Source organism: Prolinoborus fasciculus (assembly GCF_056724605.1).
The window spans coordinates 37,732-63,117 of record NZ_JBWZQN010000012.1 but is presented as its reverse complement, the minus strand read 5'-3'; the positions used below and the strand labels follow the sequence as shown (position 1 = coordinate 63,117).

Here is a 25,386-nt window from a genome sequence, read left to right as displayed (position 1 = left end):
TTTCTGACAAATATTTCTCAAATAAACTTCGAGTAATTTCTACCATCAATCAATGAAAATAATTTCGATCAATCAACCAGTAAAAATCCACACAAGTTGTTCTTCATAATCTCTTAATGATCTTCTTGCTGATTCGTCACCAGCAAGCTAGGTCGGCTATATTACTCTCTATCTCTAGAAAGTCAACCAGTAATGAAAACTATTTTTAAAATTTCTTTCTAAAACCCAACCCAATCAAACTTAACTAAGTCACTGTTTTATCAGAAGTTTTAATCTTCATCACCGCCGATGGATGTGCATTCTACAGCATTTCAGAGCCCTTGCAACCCCTTTTTGAGAAAATCATTTTGTATGTATATTTTTTAAGCTTTTCGTGTGTTTTCATTCATTTTTTATACAAATTTGCTTAAATGATGTCTATTCGTGAATATAACGTTTATTATTTTCATACTAATAAGTAGTGCTACTTACACAGAAAAGGCCTCGGGTTACCTTATGCATCGTTCTATTTACTTATCTATATGCTTATTTTCTTTAGCCTCAAGCGCACATGTTTTCGCCGAGGTGGCCACCGATGTGGAAAATCTGGAAAACGAGCCTGCAAAAACGCCACTTAGAACAAAGATCTCAACCAAAGCGCAACAATTACAAACGCAACTGAAAGTTGATGCCAGTGCAGCACAAGCTGAAGAAGTTAAAGATCCTTTTCAGCCGTTAAATAGAAAGATCTATCAGTTTAATGATGCGATTGACCGCACCGTGGTACGTCCCATAGCTGTACAATATGTGGAAAAAGTTCCTCAAGATGTTCGTGGCAGCTATACCCAGTTCCGCAGTAACCTGGGTGAACCTTGGAATGTGGTGAATCAGCTGATTCAAGGTCGTCCTGCCCGCGCTGCTAAATCTCTAGGTCGTTTTACTATTAATACCTTAACGACTTTAGGACTGGCTGATCCAGCACGTCGCCTTGGCTTGAGCCATGAAGAGGAAAAAATTGGAATTACTTTAGGGTATTATGGCGTGCCTTCTGGCCCTTATATCATGTTGCCATTTTTAGGTCCAAGTTCTGTCCGTGGCGTAATCGGTACTGCTGTAGATAGTCAAGCTCGTCCACAAAAATACATTCTCGAAGATGAAGATGGACTTTACTGGACTGATCAGTTTTGGCGTGCCATTGATACCCGTTCTGAAATACTGGACGTTGAAGGGGTGCTGACGGGTGATCGCTATGCGCAGATTCGCGATATTTATTTGCAACGTACCAATTATGCAATTGCAGAAAAGAAAGGCACAGAACAAGATACACTGTTCCTAGAAGATGATTTTGAAGATGAAAATTCTGATGATGCACCTTCTAGTGATAGCAATATTGAATCTTCAAACGAAGATCTTTAAGTTTAAGCTTCATGTATGATTGCTAGTGAAAATCTGTTCGCTAGCAATACTTTACTTGTTATAGTACATCTTATAACCAATCCTGGGATTGAATCACTTTTTTATGTATTTCATTCAACCGACTCGTGATATTCCTTATTTAGATCAAGTACTTGATACGCTTCCGCATGTTCAGATGATCTATCTGGATGATCATGAACTATATGACTCTACGATTATTGCGATTGCAGATGTACATGATTATCTGAAATATAAGTGGAATCTGCCTACGATTGTACTGGCCTTAGAGAATGAAGGTACTGCTTTGGCGCAGGCCTGGGAACAAGGTGCTTTAGCCGGCTGGATCTGGAGCAAACTTCCCGAGAATCCAGATATGGCATTACAAAAAATTGATGCACAATATAAGCGTAACCAGGATAGCCGTGACCTTCCTTCTGCCGCAGAACTACAAAAAAAATTGTTACCGAATCCGATTGAACTGACCAATTACGAGGTCGAAACCTATTTTCAGCCTTCAGCCTATCTTTCAGGGGATTGGTATGATTATTGGAAAATCAGCGACAAAGAAGTGATTTTCTATTTGGCCGATGTATCCGGACATGGCGTCACCAGTAGTTTGCTCACGTCCTGGATGGCTGCTTTCCATGGTCGCTCCAAGACGCCGCGCGAGCTGATCAAGAAGCTGAACGGCATGCTAATGCAAGAAAATATTGAAAAGCACATCACCATGATTGCCGGGATTCTTAATCTGGAAACCCATGTATTGAAATGGTCCAGCGCTGGGCATTACCCTCCACCGATTATATTTGAACCCAATCAAGAACCTAAAATTCTATCTTCCAGCAGTTTCCCTTTGGGCTTAACCGAAGATCTTGAAGTTGAGGAAAATGAATGGGTATTAAGTCGCAATGCGCGCTTTATTATCTGTTCGGATGGGGCATTAGAACCCTTTGATGGTGGTTTAAATGAACAATTCTCGCAATTATTACACCATTTGCAAAACCAATCTTTTCAGGCTCCGGAACATGTGGCTGACGATATCGCCTTTTTAAGCTTTATCCGCGTAAATTAGCAGTATATTTACAGGCTTTATAAGCACTTAATTTGATTACTACTTTCAGCCACTTGAGTATCAATACACCCTATGGGATAATTTAATATCCTTCTCTGCAAATGGCATTTATATGTCAACAGGTCATATTGAATATGCAAGTCTGAACGGAACGCATATTTTTAAGCTTATCGGCGAAGTGCGTGCCCAATCTTGTATTAGTCTAGACAAATTACTGAACAAAATTGAACAGCAAGACAACGTAGTTGGCGCTATCGTTGATCTCACCGAAACTAGTTTTATTGACAGTACCGTACTCGGTGTTTTAGCGAAACTAGGACTCAAACTCAAGCAAGTACATAACATTCAGGTTGTCATGCTTTCTACCAATTCTGACATTACCACTTTGGCCAACAGTATGGGACTGAGCCAGGTGTTTGTGATTCTGAATTATTGTGGCGATCCAAATGTCTGCACACGTGCACTGATGGAAGAACATGTCACGCATCAAAATATGCTAAATACGGTTCTGGATGCACATAAAACCTTGATGAAACTGAATCAAAGCAATCAGAACATGTTTGAACCTTTAGTCAAACAGCTACAGAAAGAGCAAGACAATTTAGATAAAATTTCCGAGCAACAGGTATAACCATCTTATAAGAGGACCCTATGACTTTACTTTCTGTTGTACAAATGAATTCTCAAAATGAAATTGATGCCAATTTCGTGGAGATTGAATCTTTAATTCAACAAAGTAAGGCCAATGGTGCTGAACTGATTGTTTTCCCGGAAAACTTTGTCTGTTTTGCAGCAGGTAAACAGCGTGAAACTGCTGCACAATTTGAAGTGATTCAGCAACGTCTAGAACAACTTGCCCATGAATATGACACCTGGATCGTTGCCGGTACATTACCCTGCCCTTATCGTCCGGATGGTTCAATCATTGAGGATGGCCGGGTGCGTACCGTTAGCCTGTGTATCAGTCCGGAACGGACCGAAGCACGTTATGACAAAATTCACCTGTTTGATGTGCAAGTCGGCGATGCTGTCGGTGGTTATCAGGAATCCAAGTTCTTTGAACCCGGCACAGATGTTGTCGTAGCCAAAACACCTTTTGGCAATATTGGGTTAATGGTCTGTTATGACCTGCGCTTTCCGGAACTGGCGTTAAATTTACGAGCCAAAGGTGCAAACCTCTTGACCGCTCCTTCTGCCTTTACCTATACCACAGGTGAAATGCACTGGCAGCTTCTTCTGCAAACACGTGCTCTAGATAGCCAATGCTCGGTGCTTGGTGCAGCTCAACAAGGCTGGCATGGAGAAAAACGCCAGACTTGGGGACATGCAGCCGCCACCAATAGTCGTGGACAACTTCTTAATATGATCCATGCAGAAGGTGCTCAACTCATCACCGTCGACTTTGATTTAAATGAACAGCAAAAAGTGCGTGAATCCATGCCTTTAATGCAACACCGTAGACTTCTTCAACTTTCCTGAATCGTTTCATTTGCTTGCATAAAATAACAAAATCCCTGCTTATTCTTCAGGTGAAATCACTGAGCATAGAAGCTCTACGAAAAATAAACAGGGATTTAACTCATGTCATTAGAAAAAGCCGTCTATACCGCACATGCCAAAGCCACAGGGGGCCGTGATGGCCGCGCCATTTCTGACGATCAGATTCTGGACGTCCAATTGGCCGTACCTAAAGAAATGGGGGGACCAGGCGGTGGAACCAATCCTGAACAGCTCTTTGCCGCAGGTTATTCCGCCTGTTTCTTGGGTGCAATGAAATTTGTTGCCAATCGTGACAAGCTCAATATCAGTAAAGATGCCTATATTGAAGGTGATGTTGGGATTGGTCCGATTCCTACCGGGTTCGGGATCGAAGTGACATTAAACATCCATCTTGAAGGCATGGATCAGGAAGAAGCAAAAAAACTGGTGGATGCTGCGCATATTGTCTGTCCATATTCAAATGCGACCCGTAATAATATTGATGTGAACTTAAACGTAATTACTTAATTTTTTTATTTAACAGCTATCCTGAAAAAAGTTTCAGGATAGCTAGACTTCAGTTATAAATTTCAAAATTTACCCGCTTCATCTTTTGTCAAAAGCTACTTCTCTTCCCCACTTGAAAACTGCAGCAAAAACTTAAGAAATTATATATAATGATTCTTATTTACATTTATTCGATTTATATTGATGTTAAAACTAGTTCTTCTGAATTCTCTCCTGCTCCTCACTGCTACAACCTCTTTTGCAGATCTTTATCTCTCAGAAAAAATCCGTCCGAAAATAAAATCTCTGCTCAATACTGAAATTGAACGCCTACCCATTCCTGCAACACCCAACAATATGATTCTGCCTGAATTTGGTAAAGGGATTATTGGCTGGGGCGCTGGCCCCAAAGATGCTGAAGCCCGTTTTCTCAATATTACTCAGGCAGATGTTGAAACAATGAAACAGGAAGGACTGAGTTTAGCAATGGCACAAGCCTGGCAGAACTTTTATCAAAATGAAACTCTGCGTAATCCGGGAAATCCGACTGCACCTTTTCGTGCACAACTCATGAAAAAAATCGTCAGTCTCTGGTAAATATCCAAAAGTCCTGACGATCATTATGATAAAGCGAGCAGATTAAAAAATTATTCTACTGCTTCGTTGGTTACTCGCAATACTTCTTCAATCGTGGTTTTTCCGGCCAATACTTTACGCAGACCATCATCACGAATGGAACCTGACTGCTGACGTACATAGCTTTCGATTTCATATTCAGCCGCATTGCCATGAATCAAACGGCGCATATGATCATCGACTGGGACAATTTCATAAATTGCAGTACGGCCACTAAAGCCAGTATTGCCACAACGTTCACAGCCTTGAGGTTGCGGTAATCTTAAATCTTGGGGATGCTCAATATTGCCAAATAGATTCTTCTCGAAAGCATCTGCCTCATGCCAGGTCGCGCAATGTGGACACAAGGTACGCACCAGACGTTGGGCAATTACCCCGATTAAAGAACTGGACAGCAGAAATGGTTCAATTCCCATATCTTTCAGGCGCGTAACCGCACCAATCGCGGTATTGGTGTGTAAGGTGGATAACACCAGATGTCCTGTCAGGGATGCCTGCACCGCAATTTCTGCGGTTTCCAGATCACGAATCTCACCAACCATGACCACATCCGGGTCCTGACGCAACATGGCTTTTAACGCACGGGCAAAAGTCATATCCACTTTGGTATTGACCTGCGTTTGTCCAATGCCTTCCAGTTGATATTCAATCGGATCTTCAGCCGTGAGGATGTTTTTAGAACCGTCATTCAGGTCAGAAAGTGCCGCATATAAGGTGGTGGTTTTACCCGAACCGGTCGGGCCAGTCACCAGAATAATCCCGTGCGGGCGATGCACTAAGGTCTTGAGTCGACCATAGTCATTATTCACCAAGCCCAAATGGGTCATGTTCAAACGGCCGGCCTGCTTGTCCAGCAGACGCATCACCACACGTTCACCATAAGAGGAAGGCAAAGTGGAGACACGCACATCGACTTCACGCCCCGCCAGACGCAAGGAAATACGGCCATCTTGTGGAATACGCTTTTCGGCAATATCCAGTTTAGCCATGACCTTGATACGTGAAACCAGTAGCGGGGCCAGTTCACGACGTGGCTGGACAATTTCACGTAGCTGGCCATCGACCCGTAAACGCACCGACAGTTTTTTCTCAAAAGATTCAATATGAATATCAGAAGCCCCGACACGAATCGCCTCTGAGAGCAATGCATTGATCAGACGTACAATTGGCGCATCATCTTCCTGATCCATCAGATCTTCAGCTTCCGGTACGGAATCGGCCAGACTGAGTAAATCCGGATGATCTTCCAGACCGGCAGCGACCTGCTGGGATTCCCCGCTATCTCCGGCAAAACTGGAACTGAGCAACTGGTTAAATTCCTGTTCGCTACATAGTTGAAAATGCGCCGGATAACCGAGCAGACGGCGCGCTTCCTGCAATGCAAGCATCGAGGTATTGTCACGACGCAAAATAAAGGCCTGATCTCCCTCATAACGCAACAGCACACCATGGCGCTTGGCGAAGCTATATGGGATTTGTAATTGTTTAAGTACTTGCATCGCGGATTATAATAATGATGAAAAAATTTAAATTGAGTGTACTCTAAGCATATGACAGCGTGAAGTATGTTTTCAAAGATTTAGCAAGAAAGGGTGCCAACATTGCCGCAAGATAAAGATGAATCAAGCCCGAATACAGCGAAAATGCGCTGGTGGGGAGAACAGAATTTTGAAATTAATCAGTCCAAAGCATGGCAGTTTGGCTCTCTGCTGTTTCGTCTGACCCGGGGCATTCAGGAGTGGCGACTGGAATACTATCGTCCTGTGGTGCAATACGATTATGAGCAGCAATGGCATCAGATTGATGATCCGAATTTTGCCTTTCCACCGCCGGTCAAGATTGAACGCTATATGTTTAAATCGACCCAGAACAAATTACAGTTGATGCCACGTTTGGCCAACCGGTCGGTGGTGATCAAGCCGGTCGATCCCATTTATATTCCGGCCGGACAACGCGGTACGCTTTATATCAGCACGCCCTTGTGGATTGCCGGTTTTGTCGAAGGCCAGCGTGAACCGATTTTTGACCTGCCGGTAATCTTGCCGAAGGATACCTGGTTTGGGCCGAATCACCGCTCGGGCGAAATCTGTTATGCCACCGCAGTCGATGGCAGAACTGAACTCAAACAGCTCAACCCACGCGCTTTTCGTGCCGTAACCCCAATCGAATTTCACAATACCAGTAACCAGCAATTGCGCTTTGACCGGATGAACGTCCCGGTCCCGGCCCTGCCACTGTTTTATAGTGAAAGTACCGGCCGTTTATGGACTTCGCAAATCCGGGTCCTGCATGAAAGTTCAGATCGACCACCGAGGATTCGGGTCGAAAACCGTACCCCGCCAAATGCTGGCGAAGTGGCCTATCTGCATCCACCGCGTGATCCGGCGGGGGCTTTATTTAATATGTTTGATTCATTTTTCTAAGGGCGTCTGATGCCAAGTTCAAGTATTCCGACCGAAGTCACCAACAGCCTGAAGGGAGTATTTACCAGTATCAATACCGATCGCTTGACCGAAGTACTGGTCGCGGTGGTGTTGTGTTTTATTGGTTTCCTGATCGCACGCTTCATTTCCAACACCTTTATTCGTACCATTGGGGTACGTTTCAATGCCCATCAGAAACTGGTCTGGCGCCGCGGCATTTTCTATTTCATCTTCCTGCTGTTTGTAATGGCCAGCCTGAAAGAAGCCGGTTTTAAACTCAGCGTCTTCCTTGGGGCTGCCGGGATTCTAACCGTCGCGCTGGGTTTTGCTTCGCAAACTTCGGCATCTAACCTGATCAGTGGTCTGTTCCTGATTGGTGAAGGTTCTTTCGAAGTCGGCGATACCATTCAAATCACCTTGATTCGTGGACATACCATTGAAGGTGAAGTAATTTCAATTGACCTGCTTTCAGTCAAGCTACTCACGCAGGATAATATCTATGTGCGTTTACCGAATGAACAGCTAATCCGGGCACCGGTGCAGAACCTGTCGAAATTTCCGATACGGCGCATTCCGATTACTCTGGCGATCAATTTCCACGAAGATATTATTAAAGTGCGTGAAGTACTGCTGGATGTTGCCAATAAATACCCGCTGGTTCTGGCCGATCCAAAACCGGCAGTGACCGTTACCGCTTTTCGTGAATCTTCGATTGAACTGCTGTTTGCAGTGTGGTGCCAGCAGGAAAACTACCTCAAGGTTCGGGATGAAATGCAGGAACGCATTCGTAACGGCTTTGTCGACAACCAGATTGAAATTCCGGTACCGAAAATGGGCTTTGTCGATCATCCGCTTTCCCGCCCTCTACAAAATGAAGAGATCGATCAATATGCCAATGAAAAGGCCCTCAAAAGAGAGCCAGATTTAAAATAAATTGTTAGGTGAGAGTAACATCGAAACCAAAACCTGCATCAGCGAAGAATGTTCCCTCTCCTTTTTAAAGGAGAGGGTTAGGAAGAGGATGCCATTAATCTGTTTTCTCCGGCATCGGTGCAATATAAGCAATCAGCAGCATCATGCCACCCGCCAGCAAAAATGAAATCACCCGGGTCAGAGTGCCAATATGTGACAGGTCAAATAGTACGAGCTTCAAGGTCACAATCACCAGAATACTGCCGCCCAGAATCCACATTGGCTTCAGATTTTTTAAGGTCGCCGTCCACATGGTAATCCAGGCCAGCAATACCCAGAGTATGGTGAGGCTAAGCTGAACCGTGGCATTACTCCATAAGGCCAACTCATTAAACGGCGTCTGCAAGTACACATGTAAAGCTCGCAGAACGATATAACTGGAAAGCCAGAGCAGACTCAGCACCATCAATACAGCCATCATGCCCTTATCACGGCCAGCCTGGATCTGTTGCAACAGCATCCAGATAAAACTGGCCAACATGGCGATACTGACCAGATCAAAGGGATTAAGCAGTGGCAGCCAGTAATACTGGAATACCTGTTGACTGAACAGTTGTGAACATATCAGCCAGACTCCCATCAGTAACAGACAACTCTTGCTTTGCCAAAGCTGCTGCCAGCCAGATTGTGAATCCTGTCGATAACACCACAGACACAACAATAGAGGTAAAATCGCCATGCTCAGATAAGGCATGCCCGGGATCAGACACAGGCTTGCCAAAGCCAAACTGGAGAAAACACCCAAACTTATCCACTCTTTGGAAAGTTGTAATCCAGCCAGCGGCCTGAGCCACAGCATGGCCAGCAATAGCATCGAAAAAGCAAAAAAACCACGCTCCAGAGTACTATTCCAGACAATCACCGCATTTTGACTACGATCCAAAACCAGAATCACGGCGATGACCATCAAAGGTGAAATGCCGCTCCACTTCGGCAGCAACCACGACCATTGCTGATGTTTGCGCAGAATGATTTCATTCAACAGTACATAGCCCAAGACAATGCTGAATAAGCTCAACACATAGGCATGCTGACTTGAAAATTCATCTTCCAGCAAGGCAAAGAGCATCAAACTGGCCGCAACCGTTAAACTACTGAGAAAGCTGACACTCAGAACATTCAATTGCTCTTGGTATTTTTCTTTAAGCTGACTGATGACCACGACTGCGACATAACACAGACTCAGAATCCAGAAAATCATACGCGGCGTTGGATTGATCTCGACCAGATAATACAAGCTGCTGAGTCCGGCCATTAGCAATAAGCCCATACTAAGATAATGTGCCACCCGAATATTTTTTTCCAAGGCCCATAAATAAATCAGCACCCCTTCCACTGCCCAGCCGACCACACTCCATTGCTCTGTCAGTAAGATCGGTGGTACCAGCGCCAGAAAAATCAGCATCAGACTGAGATAACTTTGTGAAATAAGCTGAATCGTTTGTTTTCGGCGCAGCAGAGTCCAACAAGTGGCAAAGACCCCAGCGAACAACAGACTTAAACCGGCTTGCCAGAGTTTTTGATTGGGCTGATTAAAATGAATCAGATACAGAAAAATATAAGCGATAATAGAGGCAGCAAAAATCAGCGCTAAGTCCAATACCGGTTTTAACTGAAACCGTGAGAGATCCTGTCGTGCCAGCAACTGGCTAAAGCGGAAACCTAGCCAGATAAACAGTGCACTATGTGCCAGAATCAGCGCAGTCATGGCATAACGCTCATATGTATAACCATGAATCAGGCTATATATCCCGCCAACGACAGCCGTCACTAAAAAGGCAATTTGATTGAGAATCTTCCATGGCCGGAAACTGCTCAGTACTGCCACCCCGATATTGATCAGCAGATAATAGCTGATCAGCTCAACAGCAGAAGCATCGCGGGTCGGCAAGGTAAACGGCGCCAGATAAGCAATCAGCAAAGCCATCAAGGCCAGTTCGATACTTTCCTGTTTTAGGCTTAAATATAGGGTAATAACCAGAATGATGAGGAATAGCAACGTCGCCAACGGTAACGTGGGAATCACCAGATTGTAATAGGCAAAAAATAAGGTCAGGAACAGACTGCCCAAACCTAGTCCTTCCAGTGCCAGAGCAAAACTCCGATTTTTCTGCATCAGGCGATAACCCAGACCTGTTACACAGCCACTTGCCAGTGCAACCAGGCCCAATTTTGCAGCCAGACTGAGTTGCCAGTGCTCAGTGGCAAAGCGCAGCAGTAAAATAATCCCAATCACCAAAATACTGATTGCGACCTTGAGGACAGGATTTCCCTGAAAAAGCCAGCGCTGCAGTTGATCTACCAGATGAGGAGAATCGTTTACCTCTTGGGCAGACTCGGTTTTCACCAATGGAACAGAATCGGATCGATCCGGTGATCGCTGTAAGGGATCGGCAGAAAGAGATTGTGATTGCAGCTGTATCAAGCGCCCTTCCAGACGTTGCAGCCACCTGAGCAAAAAGAATACCCAGGCCGTAATCCCGATCCCCATCAGCCAATCCAGTTCAGCCAGTCCACCAACAATGGCAGTAATTGAAGAAATATATAAAGGAACTTTAGAGTTTTGCTCCAAGGACATCTGCTGCTGTCCGGCCAATTGATTCAGCGGTGCTTCTACCGCAGTGACATATTGCATCACGCTAAAGATAAACCCCAAACCACACAGATAAGTCACAATCTGATAACCCAGATACCAGGCGCTGATCCCGGTAATCAGCAAGGTAATCAGCCAGATCATGCGCAACTCATTCCGTCCTGCAGCCATTCTTATATTTCTCTTTCCTGAATCGTTCCATCATACAACAGCTTGTGCTGCTTATTTCATCTTCGGCCGATATTCGCTAAGCTGTAAACTCAGACTCGCCTCAGCGAGCGCGGTAAAAATCACGTACAATAGCGCTGTATTTTGAATAAGGAATTGATTACATGCCACCATTTGTCTTGGTCGATGGCTCTTACTTTTTATTTCGTGCCTTTCACGCACTGCCACCATTAACCACGTCAACCGGTTTACATACCAATGCAATTCGTGGTGCGATTTCTGCTATTCAAAAACTGATGCGCCGGACCCAACCGACCCATATGGCGGTGATTTTCGATACCCCAGAACCGACCTTCCGGCACGAGCTGTCACCGATTTATAAAGGTGACCGTCCCAGCATGCCAACGGAATTATCCGAACAGATTCCTTATCTGCATGCCTTGATCCGCGCTTTGGGCATTCCGCTGCATACCTTACCGGGCGCCGAAGCCGATGACATTATCGGTACATTGGCCAAACGTGCCGAAGCCATGGGACATCAGGTGCTGATTTCGACCGGCGATAAAGATATGGCGCAACTGGTGACCGAAAAAGTCACCCTGGAAGACAGCTTTAAAGAAAAACCGCTGGATGTCGATGGGGTTTTTGAAAAGTTCGGTGTCTGGCCAAATCAGATTATTGATTATCTGACCCTGATGGGCGATGCCTCAGACGGCATCATGGGCGTACCCGGTGTCGGTGCCAAAACTGCGGCTAAATTGCTGAACGAATACGGTTCGATCGGCGGCATTTTAGAAAATGTCGACAAGATCAAAGGCAAAGTCGGTCAAAATATTAAAGAACATGTCGATGGCATTGCACTGGACCATCAGCTGGCCAGTATTGTCATCGATCTGGATCTTAATTTTGGTTATGACGATTTAAAACTGGGTGAGCCAAATGTCGAGACCTTGCGTCATTTGTACACCGAGCTGGAATTCCGTAACCAGCTGCAGTCCTTAGATCACCCGAACAACCCGAATAATTCAAACTACCAGCAGGCGGCAAAATCTATTAACGCCAAAGCGGTTACAGCACCAGAACCTCTGGAAGACCATGCGTCTGTGACCAGCAGTGATGACCAGCTAGGTCAAGCGACCTACCACACAGTATTAAGCCAGCAGGACTGGGACACACTGTTTGAGCGCCTAAGTACCGAAAAACGTTTTGCCTTTGATACCGAAACCACCAGTTTGGATTATCGTATTGCACAGATTGTCGGTTTCTCGGTCGCCTTCGATGCGCAGAATGCTTATTATGTTCCCTTGGCACATGATTATGAAGGCGCACCGGAGCAGCTGAATCGTGAAGTAATTCTGGCGCAGATCAAACCAATTCTGGAAGATGAGTCTGTAAAGAAAATTGGTCATCATCTAAAATATGATGCACATGTACTGGAAAATCATGGCATTCATCTGGCAGGCTGGTATTTCGATACCATGCTGGCTTCCTATGTCCTGAATTCTGTCGCGACCCGTCATGGCATGGATGATGTGGCCCGTCTGTATTTGAGTCATCTGACCACGACTTATGAACAAGTGGCCGGTAAAGGTGCTAAACAAAAGACCTTCAACCAGATTCCACTTGAAACTGCAGCACATTATGCCGCAGAAGATGCACATGTCACCTATCGCCTTTATGAAGTCTTGAGCAGCAAATTGCAGGCACACCCTGAACTGGTGAATATTCTGCATAATATTGAAGTTCCGGTCGCACGTGTACTGACACAAATGGAAGAAAACGGCATCGAACTGGATCTGGCTTTTCTGGATCAGCTTGGGGGAGAGTTTTCCAACACCATGCAAAATCTGGAAAACCAGATTATGGAAATTGCAGGGGAAAGCTTTAATGTGAGTTCACCTAAACAGGTCGGTGAAGTGCTGTTTGAAAAGCTGGGGCTAAAAGGCGGTAAAAAAACCACCACCGGACAATACAGCACCAGTGAAAGTGTACTGGAAAAAATTGAACATCCGATTGCCCAGCTGATTCTGGAATATCGTGGTTTGTCCAAGCTGAAAAGCACTTATACCGATGGCTTATGCAAACAGGCCAATCCTGATACTCACCGTGTGCATACCAGTTACCACCAGGCATTGACTGCAACTGGCCGTTTATCATCGACTGATCCAAACCTGCAGAACATTCCGATTCGTGCCGAAATTGGCCGTCAAATTCGCAAGGCGTTTGTGGCACCGGAAGGTCGTGTTTTGCTGGCAGCCGATTACTCACAAATTGAGTTAAGACTGATGGCACATCTCTCTCAGGATGAAGCACTTTTAGATGCCTTTATTCATGGTCAGGATGTACATCGCCGTACTGCGGCAGAGGTTTTGGGCATTGCACTGGAAGATGTCACCAATGACCAGCGCCGTCAGGCCAAAGCGGTTAACTTCGGCCTGTTGTATGGCATGTCTGAATTTGGTCTGATCCGCCAGTTGGGCTTTACCCGTCAGGAATCACAGGATTATATCAAGCAGTATTTCCATCGTTATCCGGGCATTTATGACTATATGCAACGTACCCGTCAGGTGGCATTAGAACAAGGCTTTGTAGAAACCCTGCTTGGTCGCCGTTTATATACCCCAGATATTGATGCCCGTAATATGATGGTGCGTAAAGCGGCAGAACGTGCGGCAATTAATGCCCCGCTACAAGGTTCGGCCGCGGATATCATTAAAATGGCGATGGTTGAAGTCGACAAGATGTTGCCAAAAGATCAGGCCAAAATGTTACTGCAAGTCCACGATGAACTGGTATTTGAAGTCGATGAAGACATTGCCGAAGAACTGGCACCAAAACTGGCAGAAGTAATGCAATCCGTATTGCAAATTTCTGTACCGTTGGTGGTGGAAGTCGGTAAAGGCAAAAACTGGGATGAAGCGCATTAATCATCACATGTAGTTCCCTCTTCTAATAGCAGAGGGAGTGAAAATGCATATTATTTTAAACGTATCCCCTCTCCTTCCAGGAGAGGGTTAGGGAGAGGTGAATTTCAAATCCCTCTCCTCTTGCAAAGCAATGCTTCTCATCCCAGCGGGAGAGGAACTTTCATCTATTTATTTGCTATGCCTTCCTTGAAATCCATAATTTTGAGCTGGAAGCTATAGGGAAAAGCCCCTCTTTCGAAAAGAGAGCTTGGGGAAATTTAAATCCCTCGCAACCTTCCTTTCCTAAAGGGTGGAGCACATAAAAAAGGACGCCGAGGCGTCCTTTTCTTTGAGTCCAGATTAGAGACCAGTGAGCAACACAATCGCCACCTGGTTCATAATCATTTCAATAATAATCAGGGTTAAAATCGCAAAGATTGGAGAAAGATCGATCATCCCCATATTTGGCATAATTTTACGGAAAGGCGCCAGCAAGGGTTCAGCCAATTCCTGTACCACTTCAATATAAGGTGAACGGGATTGAGTAAACATCACCACCCAGCTTAAGATAATCGTAGCGAAAATCAAATAACGACAGAAACGGATCAAATCCTGCATCATGGTGACAAAGGTCAAAATCAGTAAATGCACCGGCCCGTTCGGCATGCCACCAGAAAGGTACATCATGCCAAAAATTTTCAGCAGATACAGCACCACTAATAATGCCAGCGCGGCAGTATTGACACGACCTTTGGCCAAAGTTGGGAAAATTCGACCAAATACATCTACAATCTTAGTGGCTTTCACAGTCGAAAGAACCACGGGATTGTAGGGGCTGACAGCAGCCAATTGCATTAAAAATCGGAAGAATACGAGCAAAATCGCGACGTTAATGATAATGCCAAAAATTAGCGCAGAATTTGCACCCATACTTGAACGTTCCTAAAAATTAAACTGAAGATTTGCTGCTTTCACTGAGCTCTTGTGCCAGTTCTTGACTGCGTTTTTGTGCAGCGGCAAGTGCCGCCTGAATATTTTGAGAAATCTGGGCGCGATCGAAGACTTCAAGTGCTGCCTGCGTGGTTCCATTTGGAGAAGTCACATTTTTACGCAACTCGGCCGGTGTATTGGAACTGGTGATCGCCATTTGCGCTGCACCCAAAGCCGTTTGCAAGGTCAGTGCAGTTGCCACTTTTTCATCCAGACCTAAATTTTTGCCCGCACGAATCATACTTTCCATCATATAGAAAAAGTAAGCCGGCCCCGAACCCGATACCGCAGTGACCGCATCAATTTGTGCTTCTGAATTGACCCAAATGGTCAAACCTGTAGAGGCCAAAACCTGACTGGCCAAATCACGGTCACTACTTGCCACATATTCGTGAGCATATAGACCATGCGCCCCAGTCTGTACCAAGGCTGGCGTATTCGGCATGACCCGTACAATACGCTCCGTCCCCAATAAACTTGCCAAAGTTGCAATTTCTGCACCGGCAACAATAGAAATAATCAGCTTATCACTGACCAGACCTTTTAAAGGTTGTAATACTTGTGCCAAAACTTGAGGTTTTACCGCAAACACCACGATATCCGCATTTTTGATCGCAGCGATATTATCATCGGTCACATTGATTTCTTTTTCCGCCAGTAAGGTACGGACTTGTTCGACCGGATCAGAAACTGTAATACGTGTTGTTGGCATACCACGCGAAATCAGGCCACCAATTAAGGCTTGGGCCATATTACCGCCACCAATAAAACTGATATTACAATTTAAAGCTGCACTCATGTTTAATGCTCGTCGTTGAGTTCTAAAGTTGAAGAAACCGAAATCGGTAGCCACCCCCCTGCTTCACAATATGCAGATTGGGCCAACCAAAATCCTTTAGGGGTAAACACGCCTAGCATAACATTATCTGTGCTTAATATTTGAATAGTATGCCGAGCCCAGGGAAATATTTGCGCCTCCTGAACCGCTTTTTTCAGCGGCCAGGCACCAACACGGCCATAGAGATGAATCTTTTCGCCACCTTGACGCTGCTGTAAGTAGAGGGGCTGCCGCAATAATGTCGCAGATAGGCCCATCTTTGCAGTTTCAATGACATATTCTCCAGACAAGACCTGTACACGATCTTTTAAGGCAACTTTCAAGGTGGTTAGGCCTGTTTGAAGCGGTTGCTGTCCGGCTAAATACACCGCTGCGCTCAGACGATATAAGTGCTGCTGATAGCGTACATAATAAAAGTCTTGCCAATGCAAAGCCGCCTGAGCATCTTGTTTGGCATGAATCACTTCGCGTTGTAAACGCTCCACCATATCTAAGGATGGACGATACTGCTCTTTACCTTTCATCCAGGCAGAGAGTAATTGACGTTGTCGTGATTTTGAAAGCTGTAGAAATTTACCAAGATCGAGCTGCATTTCAGTCCCACAAGATGCTAAATCCTGTTGCAGCACTTCTTTTAAAATGTTTTGAGCATCCTGCATTAACTCACTGGTTCGCACCAAGGCAGTTTGCATTTTAGGATAACGTTCGCTTAATACCGGCCACAGGGTCTGGCGTGCCCAGGCCCGGTCATAATGAGTATCATCATTGGTTGGATCTTCAATATTCTGAACATTCAGCTCTGATGCCCATTGGCAAATCTGCTCACGGGAAATATCCAGCAATGGTCGCCAAATCGTGAGATTTTCACGTACATCGATTTGTTTCATGGCTGCTAAACCATCTATACCAGCACCCGATAATAGACGCAGCATCAAGGTTTCCGCCTGATCCTGCTGATGATGTGCTAGCACCAACATTTCATCCGCTTGCAAATGTTGCAGATAGGCCTGATAACGTGAATCGCGCGCTTGCTGTTCCAGATTGCCATTAGCGACATTGACTGGCTGAATGATGCAGGGAATATTCAGTTGCTGACACTGCTGTTGGACAAAAGTGCCCCATGCACTACTGATACTTTGCAGCTGATGATCCACATAGATTGCCCGGACTTTTCCCGGGCATAAAAAAAACATCAGATGCAGCAACAGCATAGAATCTACGCCGCCACTGCATCCGATGAGAAATTTTGTCTCTGCAGGAAAGTCCTGCAGCTGTTTTAAGAAACCAGACCTAAATTGTCGCTGCCAAACTTCATTAAACGTTGGTAACGTGCTTCGCATCGTGCTTGCGCTTCCATTGGTTGCAGTTCATTCAAAGCTTCTTTCAGCACTGCTTTCAAGCTGTTCATGACCTGATCCGGATTTAAATGAGCACCCTCACCTTCATCCACCACATATTCTACAATACCCATTTTCTGCAATTTTTCTGCAGTCAGAGCCAAGGCTTCACTGGCCTGTTCGGCTTTTTCAGCGGTTTTCCAGAGAATTGAGGCACAGCCTTCCGGAGAAATCACCGAATAAATACTGTGAGAGAGCATCACCACACGGTCTGCTACCCCAATACCCAGCGCACCACCTGAACCGCCTTCACCCAGTACAGTTGCAATTACCGGTACTTTCAAGTTGGAAAGCTGCGCCAGACTGGTGGCAATCGCTTCAGCCTGACCACGTTCTTCTGCACCGACACCCGGATAAGCACCCATAGTATCAATAAAGGTGAAGACTGGCAGGTTGAAACGCTCTGCCATATCGAGCAGACGCTGTGCCTTACGATAGCCTTCCGGGTTACTCATGCCGAAATTATGCTGTAATTTTTCACGGGTACTACGACCACGATGCTGACCGACGATCATCACCGGTTGACCATCAAAACGAGCCAGACCACCGATCATCGCACCATCATCACCATATAGGCGGTCACCATGTAAAGCATCAAATTCAGTGAATATTTCACCCACATAGTCCAGGAATTGTGGACGTTCTGGATGACGTGCAATCTGCACTGTCGCCCATGCTTTTGATGGAGTTGCTTTATTTTTCATAGGTTAACCGTTTTCATCCCTATAAAGGTATTAATTAACAAACTGTTCGGATTGAATCGAGAGTTCAATCTCCCAATTTTTAAATTGCTGCTGTTCATCGTGCAGTTCAGCGACCAGCAATGGCCATTGCTTGGCATCACCAGACACGCTGAGTTGCCATTGTTGCGCATTTTCAACCTTGAGTTCAATGGCAGGAAGCATCTCATCGCTACGACTGTGATTGACCAAAACCGACAGACGAAGCAGCAAACATAACCATAAAAGTTTAGATCCACCGACTTTCATCACATCAATCTTGGCATCAGCGCGCAATTTACGACGATGGTGCGCGACCAAATGTGACAAATGATTTTGATCAACCTGCGAGAAACCGGCAATATCCGAGTGTTGTAATAAATAAGCACCATGACGATGATAGCCACTGTGACTGATGGCCAAACCAATCTCATGCAGATAGGCAGCACGACGTAACAGGTCACTATCTTCAATACTCAAACCGAGTTCACTGGCCACGTCATTAAACAGTTTCTGTGCGGTCTGAACCACACGTTCAGCCTGCTTGGCATCGGCATTATATCGACCAATCAAGGCATGTACGGAACGATCACGGATATCTTCGTGCTTGAAACGGCCAAGCAAGTCATACATTACGCCTTCACGCAGTGCACCATCAGAATAGACCAAATGATCAATTCCCAGCACATCAAAAACTGCATAGAGAATGGCAATACCAGCAGGTAAGACGGCACGACGGTCATCTTTCAGACCTTCGAATTCCATGTCCGAGACATATTTATATTTAAGCAGTTTATCTTTGAGCTTTTCCAGGCCTTCACGCGTCAACTGTTCGCGATCATTGCTCCAGCCCATATTAACGCAAATCTGGCGGCAGGCTTTAATAGTACCACTCGAGCCGACAACAGCATCCCAACCGGCTTCTTTATAAGTATTGGCAATTCCGGAAATTTCTTTACGCGCCGCAGTGACCGCTTTATCAAAAGCTTTGGCACTGATTTCCCCATCCTGAAAATAAGCTTTGGTAAATGCTACACAGCCCATTTGTACTGATTCGGTATGAATCGGCTCGAATTCTTCACCGATAATCAGCTCGGTTGAACCGCCACCGATATCAACCACCAGACGACGACCACTGTTGGCCATGGTATGCGATACCCCCAGATAAATCAGACGGGCTTCTTCACGACCCGCGATAATTTCGATCGGTTTCGGTAAAATTTCTGCAGCTTTCTGGATAAATTCATGACCATTTTTGGCTTGACGTAAAGCATTCGTCGCCACGATCCGCAAGCGGTTCGGCTGAACGGCACCTAAACGTCCGACAAAACGGGCCAGACAGGCCAAACCGCGTTGCTGGGCGGCTTCGGTTAAATTCTTATTTTCATCTAGTCCTGCGGCAAGCTGAACTTTTTCTGACATTGATGCCACTTTCTTCACTTCGCCATGATCTACACGGGCGATGGCCAAATGAAAGCTGTTTGATCCCATATCGATGGCGGCAAGTAATTCTTCATCAATCAAAAAGTCAGACATTCCAGAAATAAACCTTTAACGAATTGTGCTTAGAGTAATTCACATGCATGCAATTTAAAAGCCATTTGTGGCGACAATTTAATGCCTTATTCTTTTTGTATCGGGAATAATAGTGAGACACGATCATCACTATCGTGATCATCCATTAGACAAAATAACATTAAGCATTGAAAATTTACAGATTCCCCTACATTGTTAAAGATGGCTATGTAATACTAATAATTAGTTATCTTTAAAATATTAATCTGGAGCACATTCCATGTCTGGCAACATCGTAAACACTACTGACGCAAACTTCGAAGCAGACGTTCTTCAATCAGACGTTCCTGTACTGGTGGACTTTTGGGCAGGCTGGTGTGCACCATGTAAAGCAATTGCACCCGTACTTGAAGTGCTTGCTGATGAATACCAAGGCAAAGTTAAAATCGTGAAAGTTGATGTAACTTCTTGCGAACAAACTGCTGTGAATTTCAACATCCGTAACATCCCGGCTTTGTTGATGTTCAAAAATGGTGAAGTTGTTGCGACTCAAGTCGGTGCTGCACCAAAATCTAAACTGACTGCATTTATTGATGACAATATCTAAGCACAGCATTTTTAGTAAAAAATACGCGACTCATGCTCGCGTATTTTTTTCGGCTATAAATTGACAAACCTGGCATTATCTCTTATATTCGCTACTCAAGAGATAAAGGATCCTAAATCCTGTCAATTTCTTACAAGACACATTACATAAGATGCCGCTCGGCAATAGAAATTGTTTTCCACATTTTTCTTTGAAACACTCAAACAGATCTATGAATTGTTCTTTTGCAAATTCAATTGCTTTCGTTTGAATGCTGGTATGCGGCCGAATGTTACTCCCTTTCTAACCTGTACCTCAGAACTTTGATTCTATCTGACCACCTATGAATTTAACCGAACTCAAGAAAAAACCGATTGGCGAACTCATCAAGATTGCCGAGTTTATGGGCCTCGAAGGTATGGCTCGTAACCGTAAGCAAGACATTATTTTTGCCATCTTAAAACGTCATGCAATGAATGGCGAAGAGATTTTTGGTGATGGCGTTCTAGAAATTTTGTCAGATGGTTTTGGCTTTTTACGCTCAGCCGCAGGTTCTTATTTAGCAGGTCCTGACGATATCTATGTCAGCCCTTCTCAAATTCGTCGTTTTAACCTCCGTACTGGCGACACCATTACTGGCACCATTCGCCCGCCGAAAGAAGGCGAACGTTATTTTGCTTTACTTAAAGTCAATCAGATTAACTACGACACACCTGAAAATTCACGTAACAAGATTCTGTTTGAAAACTTGACCCCATTATTCCCGACCGAACAGTTGGTGATGGAGTTAGGCAATGGTACCACTGAAGATTTAACCACCCGTGTGATCGACCTAGTGGCCCCGATTGGTAAAGGCCAGCGTTCAATTATTGTGGCTCCGCCGAAAGCGGGTAAAACCATGCTGCTGCAAAGCATTGCACAGTCCATCGTTCGCAATAATCCTGAAGTTATTCTGATCGTTCTCCTGATTGATGAACGTCCAGAAGAAGTGACCGAGATGGAACGTACGGTTCGCGGTGAAGTCGTGGCTTCTACCTTTGATGAATCTCCTGCACGTCACGTTCAAGTTGCTGAAATGGTGATTGAAAAAGCAAAACGTCTGGTTGAGCACAAGAAAGATGTGGTGATTCTGCTTGACTCGATTACCCGTCTGGCACGTGCCTATAACACCGTGATCCCTTCATCAGGCAAAGTACTGACTGGTGGTGTGGATGCGCATGCCTTAGAACGTCCTAAACGTTTCTTCGGTGCTGCACGTAATATCGAAGAAGGCGGTTCACTGACCATCATTTCTACTGCCCTGATTGAAACTGGTAGTAAAATGGATGAAGTGATTTACGAAGAATTCAAAGGTACAGGTAACCAGGAAATTACCCTTGATCGTCGTATTGCTGAAAAACGCGTATTCCCTGCAATGAACATCAAGAAATCTGGTACTCGCCGTGAAGAACGCCTGATGTCGGAAGACAATCTGCGTAAAGTCTGGATTCTGCGCAAGCTGTTGCATACTCAAGATGAGTTGGCGGCAATGGAATTCTTACTGGATCGCATGAAAGAAACCAAAACCAATGATGATTTCTTTGATCAGATGAAACGCAAAGCTTCAAATTAAAATTTCAAATGAAAGGTCACCTAAGCGGTGGCCTTTTTTAGGTTGACATAAATTACAGAATGAAACAATCAAGCCTGATTTATGTAAACTTATTTTTAAGTTTTTGATTAATAAAATATTCAGATTAAAAATTGTATAACTTTTAAGTGTTTAACAAGCCTTTCTCCAATCTAAATGTTTCATTCCATTGTTATTTTCTGTTAAAAACTTCTTATTTTTTATCGTTTTTCCGTACTTTTTTGATCATTGCCAGTAGCAATTAAAAATGCGCAGTGATAGCATATTTGCAGACCAGTTAGACTGCTCCTGCGTTGTTAGTCCCTAACACAATTAGGAACAATAAAAGCACTTAACAGACTAACTTTGGTTTTTTTTAATCTCAATTTTTAGAGAGTGATGCCATGTTATTCAAAAAAATCGCTATTGCTGCTGCAGTTGCTACTACTCTAGCTTTCGTTGGTTGTGCTAAAAAAGCTGACGACGCTGCTGCTGACGCTAACCAAGCTGCATCTGAAGCTGTAGAAGCTGCTTCTGAAGCTGAAGCTGCTGCTGACGCTGCTGCTGTAGAAGCTACTTCTGAAGTTGCTGCTTCTGAAACTGCTGCTGTTGCTGAAGCTGACGCTGCTGCTGCTGTTGCTGTTGACGCTGCTGCTGATGCTACTGCTGCTTCTGAAGCTGCTGCTCAATAATCTTCTAGATTATTCAGTACAAAAAAAGAGAGCCATTGGCTCTCTTTTTTTTATTTTAAACACTGAAATTCAAATAATCTGTGACTTCAGGTTTTAAAAAAAGCAGATCAGTTGACCTGCTCATTTCCCACACGTTGACGGAACTTCTGTCCCGCACGGAAGGTGACCACGCGGCGTGCAGAAATCGGAATCTCTTCACCCGTTTTCGGGTTACGGCCCGGACGTTGACGCTTATCACGCAACTCGAAATTACCAAAACCCGAAAGTTTTACTTGCTCGCCTGAGATGAGCGCCTGGCTAATCTCATCGAAGAACAACTCAACCATTTGTTTTGCTTCACGACGGTTTAAACTCGTGAGCTCACTTAAATGATCAGCCATTTCTGCTTTAGTTAGTGCTGTCATGAAGCCCTCAATGTCGCTTGGTAAGTGTTTTCTAACACTTGAAGGATATTATCCATACCTGATTTAATTTCAGCATCTTCCAGTGTACGGCTTGGATGCTGCCAGAGAAGTGCAAATGCCAGTGAGCGTTTCCCTTCTTCTACTCCTTGTCCAGTGTACACATCGAACAACCAAGTTGAGTCTAAAAGCTCTCCGCCTGTTTTTTCGATAAGTCCCTGAATTTCGCTAACATTAATCTTATCACTAATTAAAAGCGCAATATCACGTCGAACCGATGGAAAACGTGATAATTCTGTAAAATTAGATACATAAGTTTGCAAAACAGCCGTTTGATCCAATTCTGCTACCCATGTGGTTGCCAGATCAAGTTCGTCTTCAAGTGAAGGATGTAAACGGCCAAAGTAACCAATTGATTGACCATTCACGAGAATCTCTGCGGATTGTCCTGGATGCAACCAGCTACGCTCTGAACGGACATATTCCACTTTGACACGACCAGCAGCCAGAATTTCCTCTATATCGCCCTTAAAGTCAAAGAAGTCCATTGGCTGTGCCTTGCCATGCCAAGACTCAGGGGTACGTGAACCCGTTGCAATCAGGGCAAAAGTTGGAATCTGTTTTAAATCATGAATACTGTTCGCTTCTTGATAGTCGAAACGCAGACCGAGCTCGAAGAAACGTACACGGCTTTGCTGACGGTTGACATTGTACTGAACACAAGGAATCAGACTAGATAGCAAGGTTGAACGCATCACCGCCAAATCACTTGAAATTGGATTGGCTAATGCTAAAGGTTTCACATGAGAATTAAGTTGCTTTTCAAGTTTTAAGTCTGCAAAACTAAAACTGATTGCCTCTTGGTAACCCAAAGTTACCGCGGTTTGACGGAGTTGACCCAATTCAAATTGATCTTGGTATTTGGCCAGCTTCACATCAATCACAGGCAAACTGATTTGAATATTGTCATAGCCATGAATACGAGCGACTTCTTCAATCAAGTCTTGGTAAATCACCATATCATAACGATATGATGGCGGCACTACAGACCACTCACCTTCTGCTTTTACTGTAACTTCACAACCTAAACGGGTTAAAGCATCAGTAATGAACGCTGAGTCAACACTATAACCTAGCAGTTGATCGACTTGGGCTTGATTCAACTCAATTGCATCGCGTGTTGGCAGTAGCGCTGCATTTTCGGCAACTGTAATTGGACCAAACTCACCGCCCGCAAGTTCCGCAATCAATTGTGATGCACGATGCATGGCAAGCATTGGCAATTCGAAATCGACACCACGTTCATAACGCTGAGAAGCATCAGTATGTAAACCAAAGCTACGCGCACGACCGGCAATATGTAATGGTGCGAAGAATGCTGATTCCAGGAAAATTTCAGTGGTTGCATCGCTGACTGCTGAAGACAAGCCACCCATAATACCGGCAATCGCCAATGCTTTTTCATCATCTGCAATCACCATCACTTTCTCGTTGAGTTCAACTTCTTGTTCATTGAGCAAAACTAACCTTTCAGCTTCCGTCGCTTGACGTACATGTACCGCACCTTGCACTTTACCACCATCAAATGCGTGTAGCGGTTGACCAAGCTCGATTAATACATAGTTGGTAATATCGACCAGAATGCTGTGCTGACGGATACCTGAACGTGCCAATGCACGCTCCATCCATACAGGAGTCACAGCCTTGGTATTGACGTTCTTGATCACACGACCTAAGTAACGTGGGCAGCCTTCAGTTGACACAACGACTTTCTTTTCGTGGCTAATAGTTGCAGTAACTTCTTTAATTTCAGGCGCAGTCACCGGAAGCTGGTTAATCACACCAATTTCACGTGCGATCCCGCGAATACTGAAACAGTCACCACGGTTTGGTGTGATGCTGATGTCAATCACGTTATCATCAAGATCCAGATATTCACGGATGTTCATACCTACTGGTGCATCTGCAGGCAGCTCTAACAGACCATCGATTTTATCTTCCAAATCGATTTCTGAAGCGCCGCACAGCATGCCTTGTGACTCGACACCACGAAGCTTGCCTTTCTTGATTTTGAAATCACCCGGAAGTACTGCACCAATGGTCGCAACTGGCGCTTTCATGCCGGCACGTACGTTTGGCGCGCCACATACAATTTGCAGTGGCTCACCTGAACCGATATTGACAGTAGTCACACGCAAGCGATCTGCATCAGGATGCTGTTCTACAGTCAGAACTTCCCCCACCACTACACCAGTAAAGGGTTTTGCTGCTGGTGCAAGCTCATCAACTTCAAGACCTAACATGGTCAATTGATCAGAAAGTTTTTCGCTATCGATGGCTGGGTTAACCCATGTGCGTAGCCAATTTTCGCTAATTTTCATTGATATAAAACCTGTAATTCAAATCTCTAGAATCCCCCTCTGCCCCCCCATTTTCCAAAAGGGGAGAACTCCATCTATTTCGCGGAGTCCCTCTCCTTTTTAAAAGG

Annotated in this window: 21 protein-coding genes; 12 read left to right on the top strand and 9 right to left on the bottom strand. The window is 44.8% G+C overall.

Annotated features, from left to right (window positions below; genetic code table 11):
* Positions 1–495: 495 nt before the first annotated feature.
* The 6 genes from AC1P5O_RS04640 to AC1P5O_RS04615 all read left to right on the top strand — a co-directional run bounded on the left by AC1P5O_RS04640 (position 496) and on the right by AC1P5O_RS04615 (position 5,050).
* Positions 496–1,395: an MlaA family lipoprotein gene (locus AC1P5O_RS04640; RefSeq protein WP_262458219.1), complete on the top strand. Its 900-nt coding sequence runs from the start codon at positions 496–498 to the stop codon at positions 1,393–1,395.
* 103 nt (positions 1,396–1,498) lie between these two features.
* A complete protein-coding gene (gigA, locus tag AC1P5O_RS04635) occupies positions 1,499–2,467 on the top strand; it encodes an RsbU family protein phosphatase GigA (protein WP_114541358.1) in 969 nt (322 codons plus the stop codon).
* Between the two features lie 112 nt (positions 2,468–2,579).
* Positions 2,580–3,098, top strand: a complete 519-nt coding sequence (gene gigB, locus AC1P5O_RS04630; protein WP_262458220.1) for an anti-anti-sigma factor GigB — start codon at positions 2,580–2,582, stop codon at positions 3,096–3,098.
* 20 nt (positions 3,099–3,118) lie between these two features.
* Positions 3,119–3,946 (top strand): carbon-nitrogen hydrolase family protein, encoded by an 828-nt coding sequence (locus tag AC1P5O_RS04625; RefSeq protein ID WP_004278248.1) that lies wholly within the window; start codon positions 3,119–3,121, stop codon positions 3,944–3,946.
* Between the two features lie 102 nt (positions 3,947–4,048).
* Positions 4,049–4,474: an organic hydroperoxide resistance protein gene (locus AC1P5O_RS04620; RefSeq protein ID WP_004732917.1), complete on the top strand. Its 426-nt coding sequence runs from the start codon at positions 4,049–4,051 to the stop codon at positions 4,472–4,474.
* A 183-nt stretch (positions 4,475–4,657) separates the two neighbouring features.
* Positions 4,658–5,050, top strand: coding sequence for a DUF4951 domain-containing protein (locus AC1P5O_RS04615; protein WP_262458221.1), 393 nt, complete (start codon positions 4,658–4,660; stop codon positions 5,048–5,050).
* A 50-nt stretch (positions 5,051–5,100) separates the two neighbouring features.
* Here AC1P5O_RS04615 and gspE read toward each other — a convergent pair whose 3' ends face one another.
* Complete coding sequence (gene gspE, locus AC1P5O_RS04610) at positions 5,101–6,588, bottom strand: type II secretion system ATPase GspE (protein WP_219308529.1); 1,488 nt, start codon at positions 6,586–6,588, stop codon at positions 5,101–5,103.
* A 102-nt stretch (positions 6,589–6,690) separates the two neighbouring features.
* Between gspE and AC1P5O_RS04605 the strand changes: the two genes are divergently transcribed.
* Both AC1P5O_RS04605 and AC1P5O_RS04600 read left to right on the top strand, forming a co-directional pair.
* On the top strand, positions 6,691–7,512 hold the full coding sequence (locus tag AC1P5O_RS04605; RefSeq protein ID WP_499005762.1) for a DUF432 domain-containing protein: 822 nt from the start codon (positions 6,691–6,693) through the stop codon (positions 7,510–7,512).
* A 9-nt stretch (positions 7,513–7,521) separates the two neighbouring features.
* Positions 7,522–8,445 (top strand): mechanosensitive ion channel family protein, encoded by a 924-nt coding sequence (locus AC1P5O_RS04600; protein ID WP_262458222.1) that lies wholly within the window; start codon positions 7,522–7,524, stop codon positions 8,443–8,445.
* A gap of 94 nt (positions 8,446–8,539) precedes the next feature.
* Here the strand turns inward: AC1P5O_RS04600 and AC1P5O_RS04595 are convergent, their stop codons facing one another.
* Complete coding sequence (locus AC1P5O_RS04595) at positions 8,540–11,248, bottom strand: DUF2339 domain-containing protein (RefSeq protein ID WP_262458223.1); 2,709 nt, start codon at positions 11,246–11,248, stop codon at positions 8,540–8,542.
* 161 nt (positions 11,249–11,409) lie between these two features.
* Between AC1P5O_RS04595 and polA the strand changes: the two genes are divergently transcribed.
* Positions 11,410–14,172, top strand: coding sequence for a DNA polymerase I (polA, locus tag AC1P5O_RS04590; protein WP_262466642.1), 2,763 nt, complete (start codon positions 11,410–11,412; stop codon positions 14,170–14,172).
* 339 nt (positions 14,173–14,511) lie between these two features.
* On the opposite strand, the gene AC1P5O_RS04585 is transcribed toward polA, so the two are convergent.
* From AC1P5O_RS04585 to ppx, 5 genes are read right to left on the bottom strand one after another with little or no spacing between them, the layout of a single operon-like run.
* Positions 14,512–15,081, bottom strand: coding sequence for a YggT family protein (locus AC1P5O_RS04585; protein ID WP_005095820.1), 570 nt, complete (start codon positions 15,079–15,081; stop codon positions 14,512–14,514).
* A gap of 19 nt (positions 15,082–15,100) precedes the next feature.
* Positions 15,101–15,940 carry a pyrroline-5-carboxylate reductase gene (gene proC, locus AC1P5O_RS04580; protein WP_262458225.1) on the bottom strand — a complete coding sequence of 280 codons (840 nt, stop codon included), beginning with the start codon at positions 15,938–15,940 and terminating at the stop codon, positions 15,101–15,103.
* A gap of 2 nt (positions 15,941–15,942) precedes the next feature.
* Positions 15,943–17,319 carry a tRNA lysidine(34) synthetase TilS gene (gene tilS, locus AC1P5O_RS04575; protein WP_262458226.1) on the bottom strand — a complete coding sequence of 459 codons (1,377 nt, stop codon included), beginning with the start codon at positions 17,317–17,319 and terminating at the stop codon, positions 15,943–15,945.
* Positions 17,256–18,080, bottom strand: coding sequence for an acetyl-CoA carboxylase carboxyltransferase subunit alpha (locus AC1P5O_RS04570; protein ID WP_004278263.1), 825 nt, complete (start codon positions 18,078–18,080; stop codon positions 17,256–17,258). Before AC1P5O_RS04570 ends, tilS begins: the two co-directional genes overlap by 64 nt.
* Before the next feature lie 30 nt (positions 18,081–18,110).
* On the bottom strand, positions 18,111–19,631 hold the full coding sequence (gene ppx / locus AC1P5O_RS04565; RefSeq protein WP_216986553.1) for an exopolyphosphatase: 1,521 nt from the start codon (positions 19,629–19,631) through the stop codon (positions 18,111–18,113).
* Between the two features lie 259 nt (positions 19,632–19,890).
* On the opposite strand from ppx, the gene trxA reads away from it, so the two are divergent.
* From trxA to AC1P5O_RS04550, 3 genes are all read left to right on the top strand, one after another.
* Positions 19,891–20,217, top strand: coding sequence for a thioredoxin (gene trxA, locus AC1P5O_RS04560; protein ID WP_004278266.1), 327 nt, complete (start codon positions 19,891–19,893; stop codon positions 20,215–20,217).
* A 322-nt stretch (positions 20,218–20,539) separates the two neighbouring features.
* Entirely contained in the window at positions 20,540–21,808 is a 1,269-nt protein-coding gene (rho, locus tag AC1P5O_RS04555; RefSeq protein ID WP_004278267.1) for a transcription termination factor Rho, read from the top strand.
* A gap of 401 nt (positions 21,809–22,209) precedes the next feature.
* Positions 22,210–22,497: a hypothetical protein gene (locus tag AC1P5O_RS04550; protein ID WP_004647530.1), complete on the top strand. Its 288-nt coding sequence runs from the start codon at positions 22,210–22,212 to the stop codon at positions 22,495–22,497.
* Between the two features lie 107 nt (positions 22,498–22,604).
* Here AC1P5O_RS04550 and AC1P5O_RS04545 read toward each other — a convergent pair whose 3' ends face one another.
* Both AC1P5O_RS04545 and pheT read right to left on the bottom strand, forming a co-directional pair.
* On the bottom strand, positions 22,605–22,901 hold the full coding sequence (locus AC1P5O_RS04545) for an integration host factor subunit alpha (RefSeq protein WP_004278269.1): 297 nt from the start codon (positions 22,899–22,901) through the stop codon (positions 22,605–22,607).
* On the bottom strand, positions 22,898–25,279 hold the full coding sequence (gene pheT, locus AC1P5O_RS04540) for a phenylalanine--tRNA ligase subunit beta (protein WP_262466641.1): 2,382 nt from the start codon (positions 25,277–25,279) through the stop codon (positions 22,898–22,900). Before pheT ends, AC1P5O_RS04545 begins: the two co-directional genes overlap by 4 nt.
* Positions 25,280–25,386 lie beyond the last annotated feature (107 nt).

Excerpts from the sequence above, each read along its gene's own strand:
- rho (WP_004278267.1), top strand. The coding sequence starts at position 20,540 with ATGAATTTAACCGAACTCAAGAAAAAACCGATTGGCGAACTCATCAAG.
- AC1P5O_RS04570 (WP_004278263.1), bottom strand. The coding sequence starts at position 18,080 with ATGAAAAATAAAGCAACTCCATCAAAAGCATGGGCGACAGTGCAGATT.
- proC (WP_262458225.1), bottom strand. The coding sequence starts at position 15,940 with ATGAGTGCAGCTTTAAATTGTAATATCAGTTTTATTGGTGGCGGTAAT.
- gigA (WP_114541358.1), top strand. The coding sequence starts at position 1,499 with ATGTATTTCATTCAACCGACTCGTGATATTCCTTATTTAGATCAAGTA.
- AC1P5O_RS04625 (WP_004278248.1), top strand. The coding sequence starts at position 3,119 with ATGACTTTACTTTCTGTTGTACAAATGAATTCTCAAAATGAAATTGAT.
- pheT (WP_262466641.1), bottom strand. The coding sequence starts at position 25,279 with ATGAAAATTAGCGAAAATTGGCTACGCACATGGGTTAACCCAGCCATC.
- gspE (WP_219308529.1), bottom strand. The coding sequence starts at position 6,588 with ATGCAAGTACTTAAACAATTACAAATCCCATATAGCTTCGCCAAGCGC.
- AC1P5O_RS04600 (WP_262458222.1), top strand. The coding sequence starts at position 7,522 with ATGCCAAGTTCAAGTATTCCGACCGAAGTCACCAACAGCCTGAAGGGA.
- ppx (WP_216986553.1), bottom strand. The coding sequence starts at position 19,631 with ATGTCTGACTTTTTGATTGATGAAGAATTACTTGCCGCCATCGATATG.
- AC1P5O_RS04545 (WP_004278269.1), bottom strand. The coding sequence starts at position 22,901 with ATGACAGCACTAACTAAAGCAGAAATGGCTGATCATTTAAGTGAGCTC.
- AC1P5O_RS04585 (WP_005095820.1), bottom strand. The coding sequence starts at position 15,081 with ATGGGTGCAAATTCTGCGCTAATTTTTGGCATTATCATTAACGTCGCG.
- tilS (WP_262458226.1), bottom strand. The coding sequence starts at position 17,319 with ATGCGAAGCACGTTACCAACGTTTAATGAAGTTTGGCAGCGACAATTT.
- AC1P5O_RS04595 (WP_262458223.1), bottom strand. The coding sequence starts at position 11,248 with ATGGCTGCAGGACGGAATGAGTTGCGCATGATCTGGCTGATTACCTTG.
- polA (WP_262466642.1), top strand. The coding sequence starts at position 11,410 with ATGCCACCATTTGTCTTGGTCGATGGCTCTTACTTTTTATTTCGTGCC.
- AC1P5O_RS04640 (WP_262458219.1), top strand. The coding sequence starts at position 496 with ATGCATCGTTCTATTTACTTATCTATATGCTTATTTTCTTTAGCCTCA.
- trxA (WP_004278266.1), top strand. The coding sequence starts at position 19,891 with ATGTCTGGCAACATCGTAAACACTACTGACGCAAACTTCGAAGCAGAC.
- AC1P5O_RS04615 (WP_262458221.1), top strand. The coding sequence starts at position 4,658 with ATGTTAAAACTAGTTCTTCTGAATTCTCTCCTGCTCCTCACTGCTACA.
- AC1P5O_RS04620 (WP_004732917.1), top strand. The coding sequence starts at position 4,049 with ATGTCATTAGAAAAAGCCGTCTATACCGCACATGCCAAAGCCACAGGG.
- gigB (WP_262458220.1), top strand. The coding sequence starts at position 2,580 with ATGTCAACAGGTCATATTGAATATGCAAGTCTGAACGGAACGCATATT.
- AC1P5O_RS04550 (WP_004647530.1), top strand. The coding sequence starts at position 22,210 with ATGTTATTCAAAAAAATCGCTATTGCTGCTGCAGTTGCTACTACTCTA.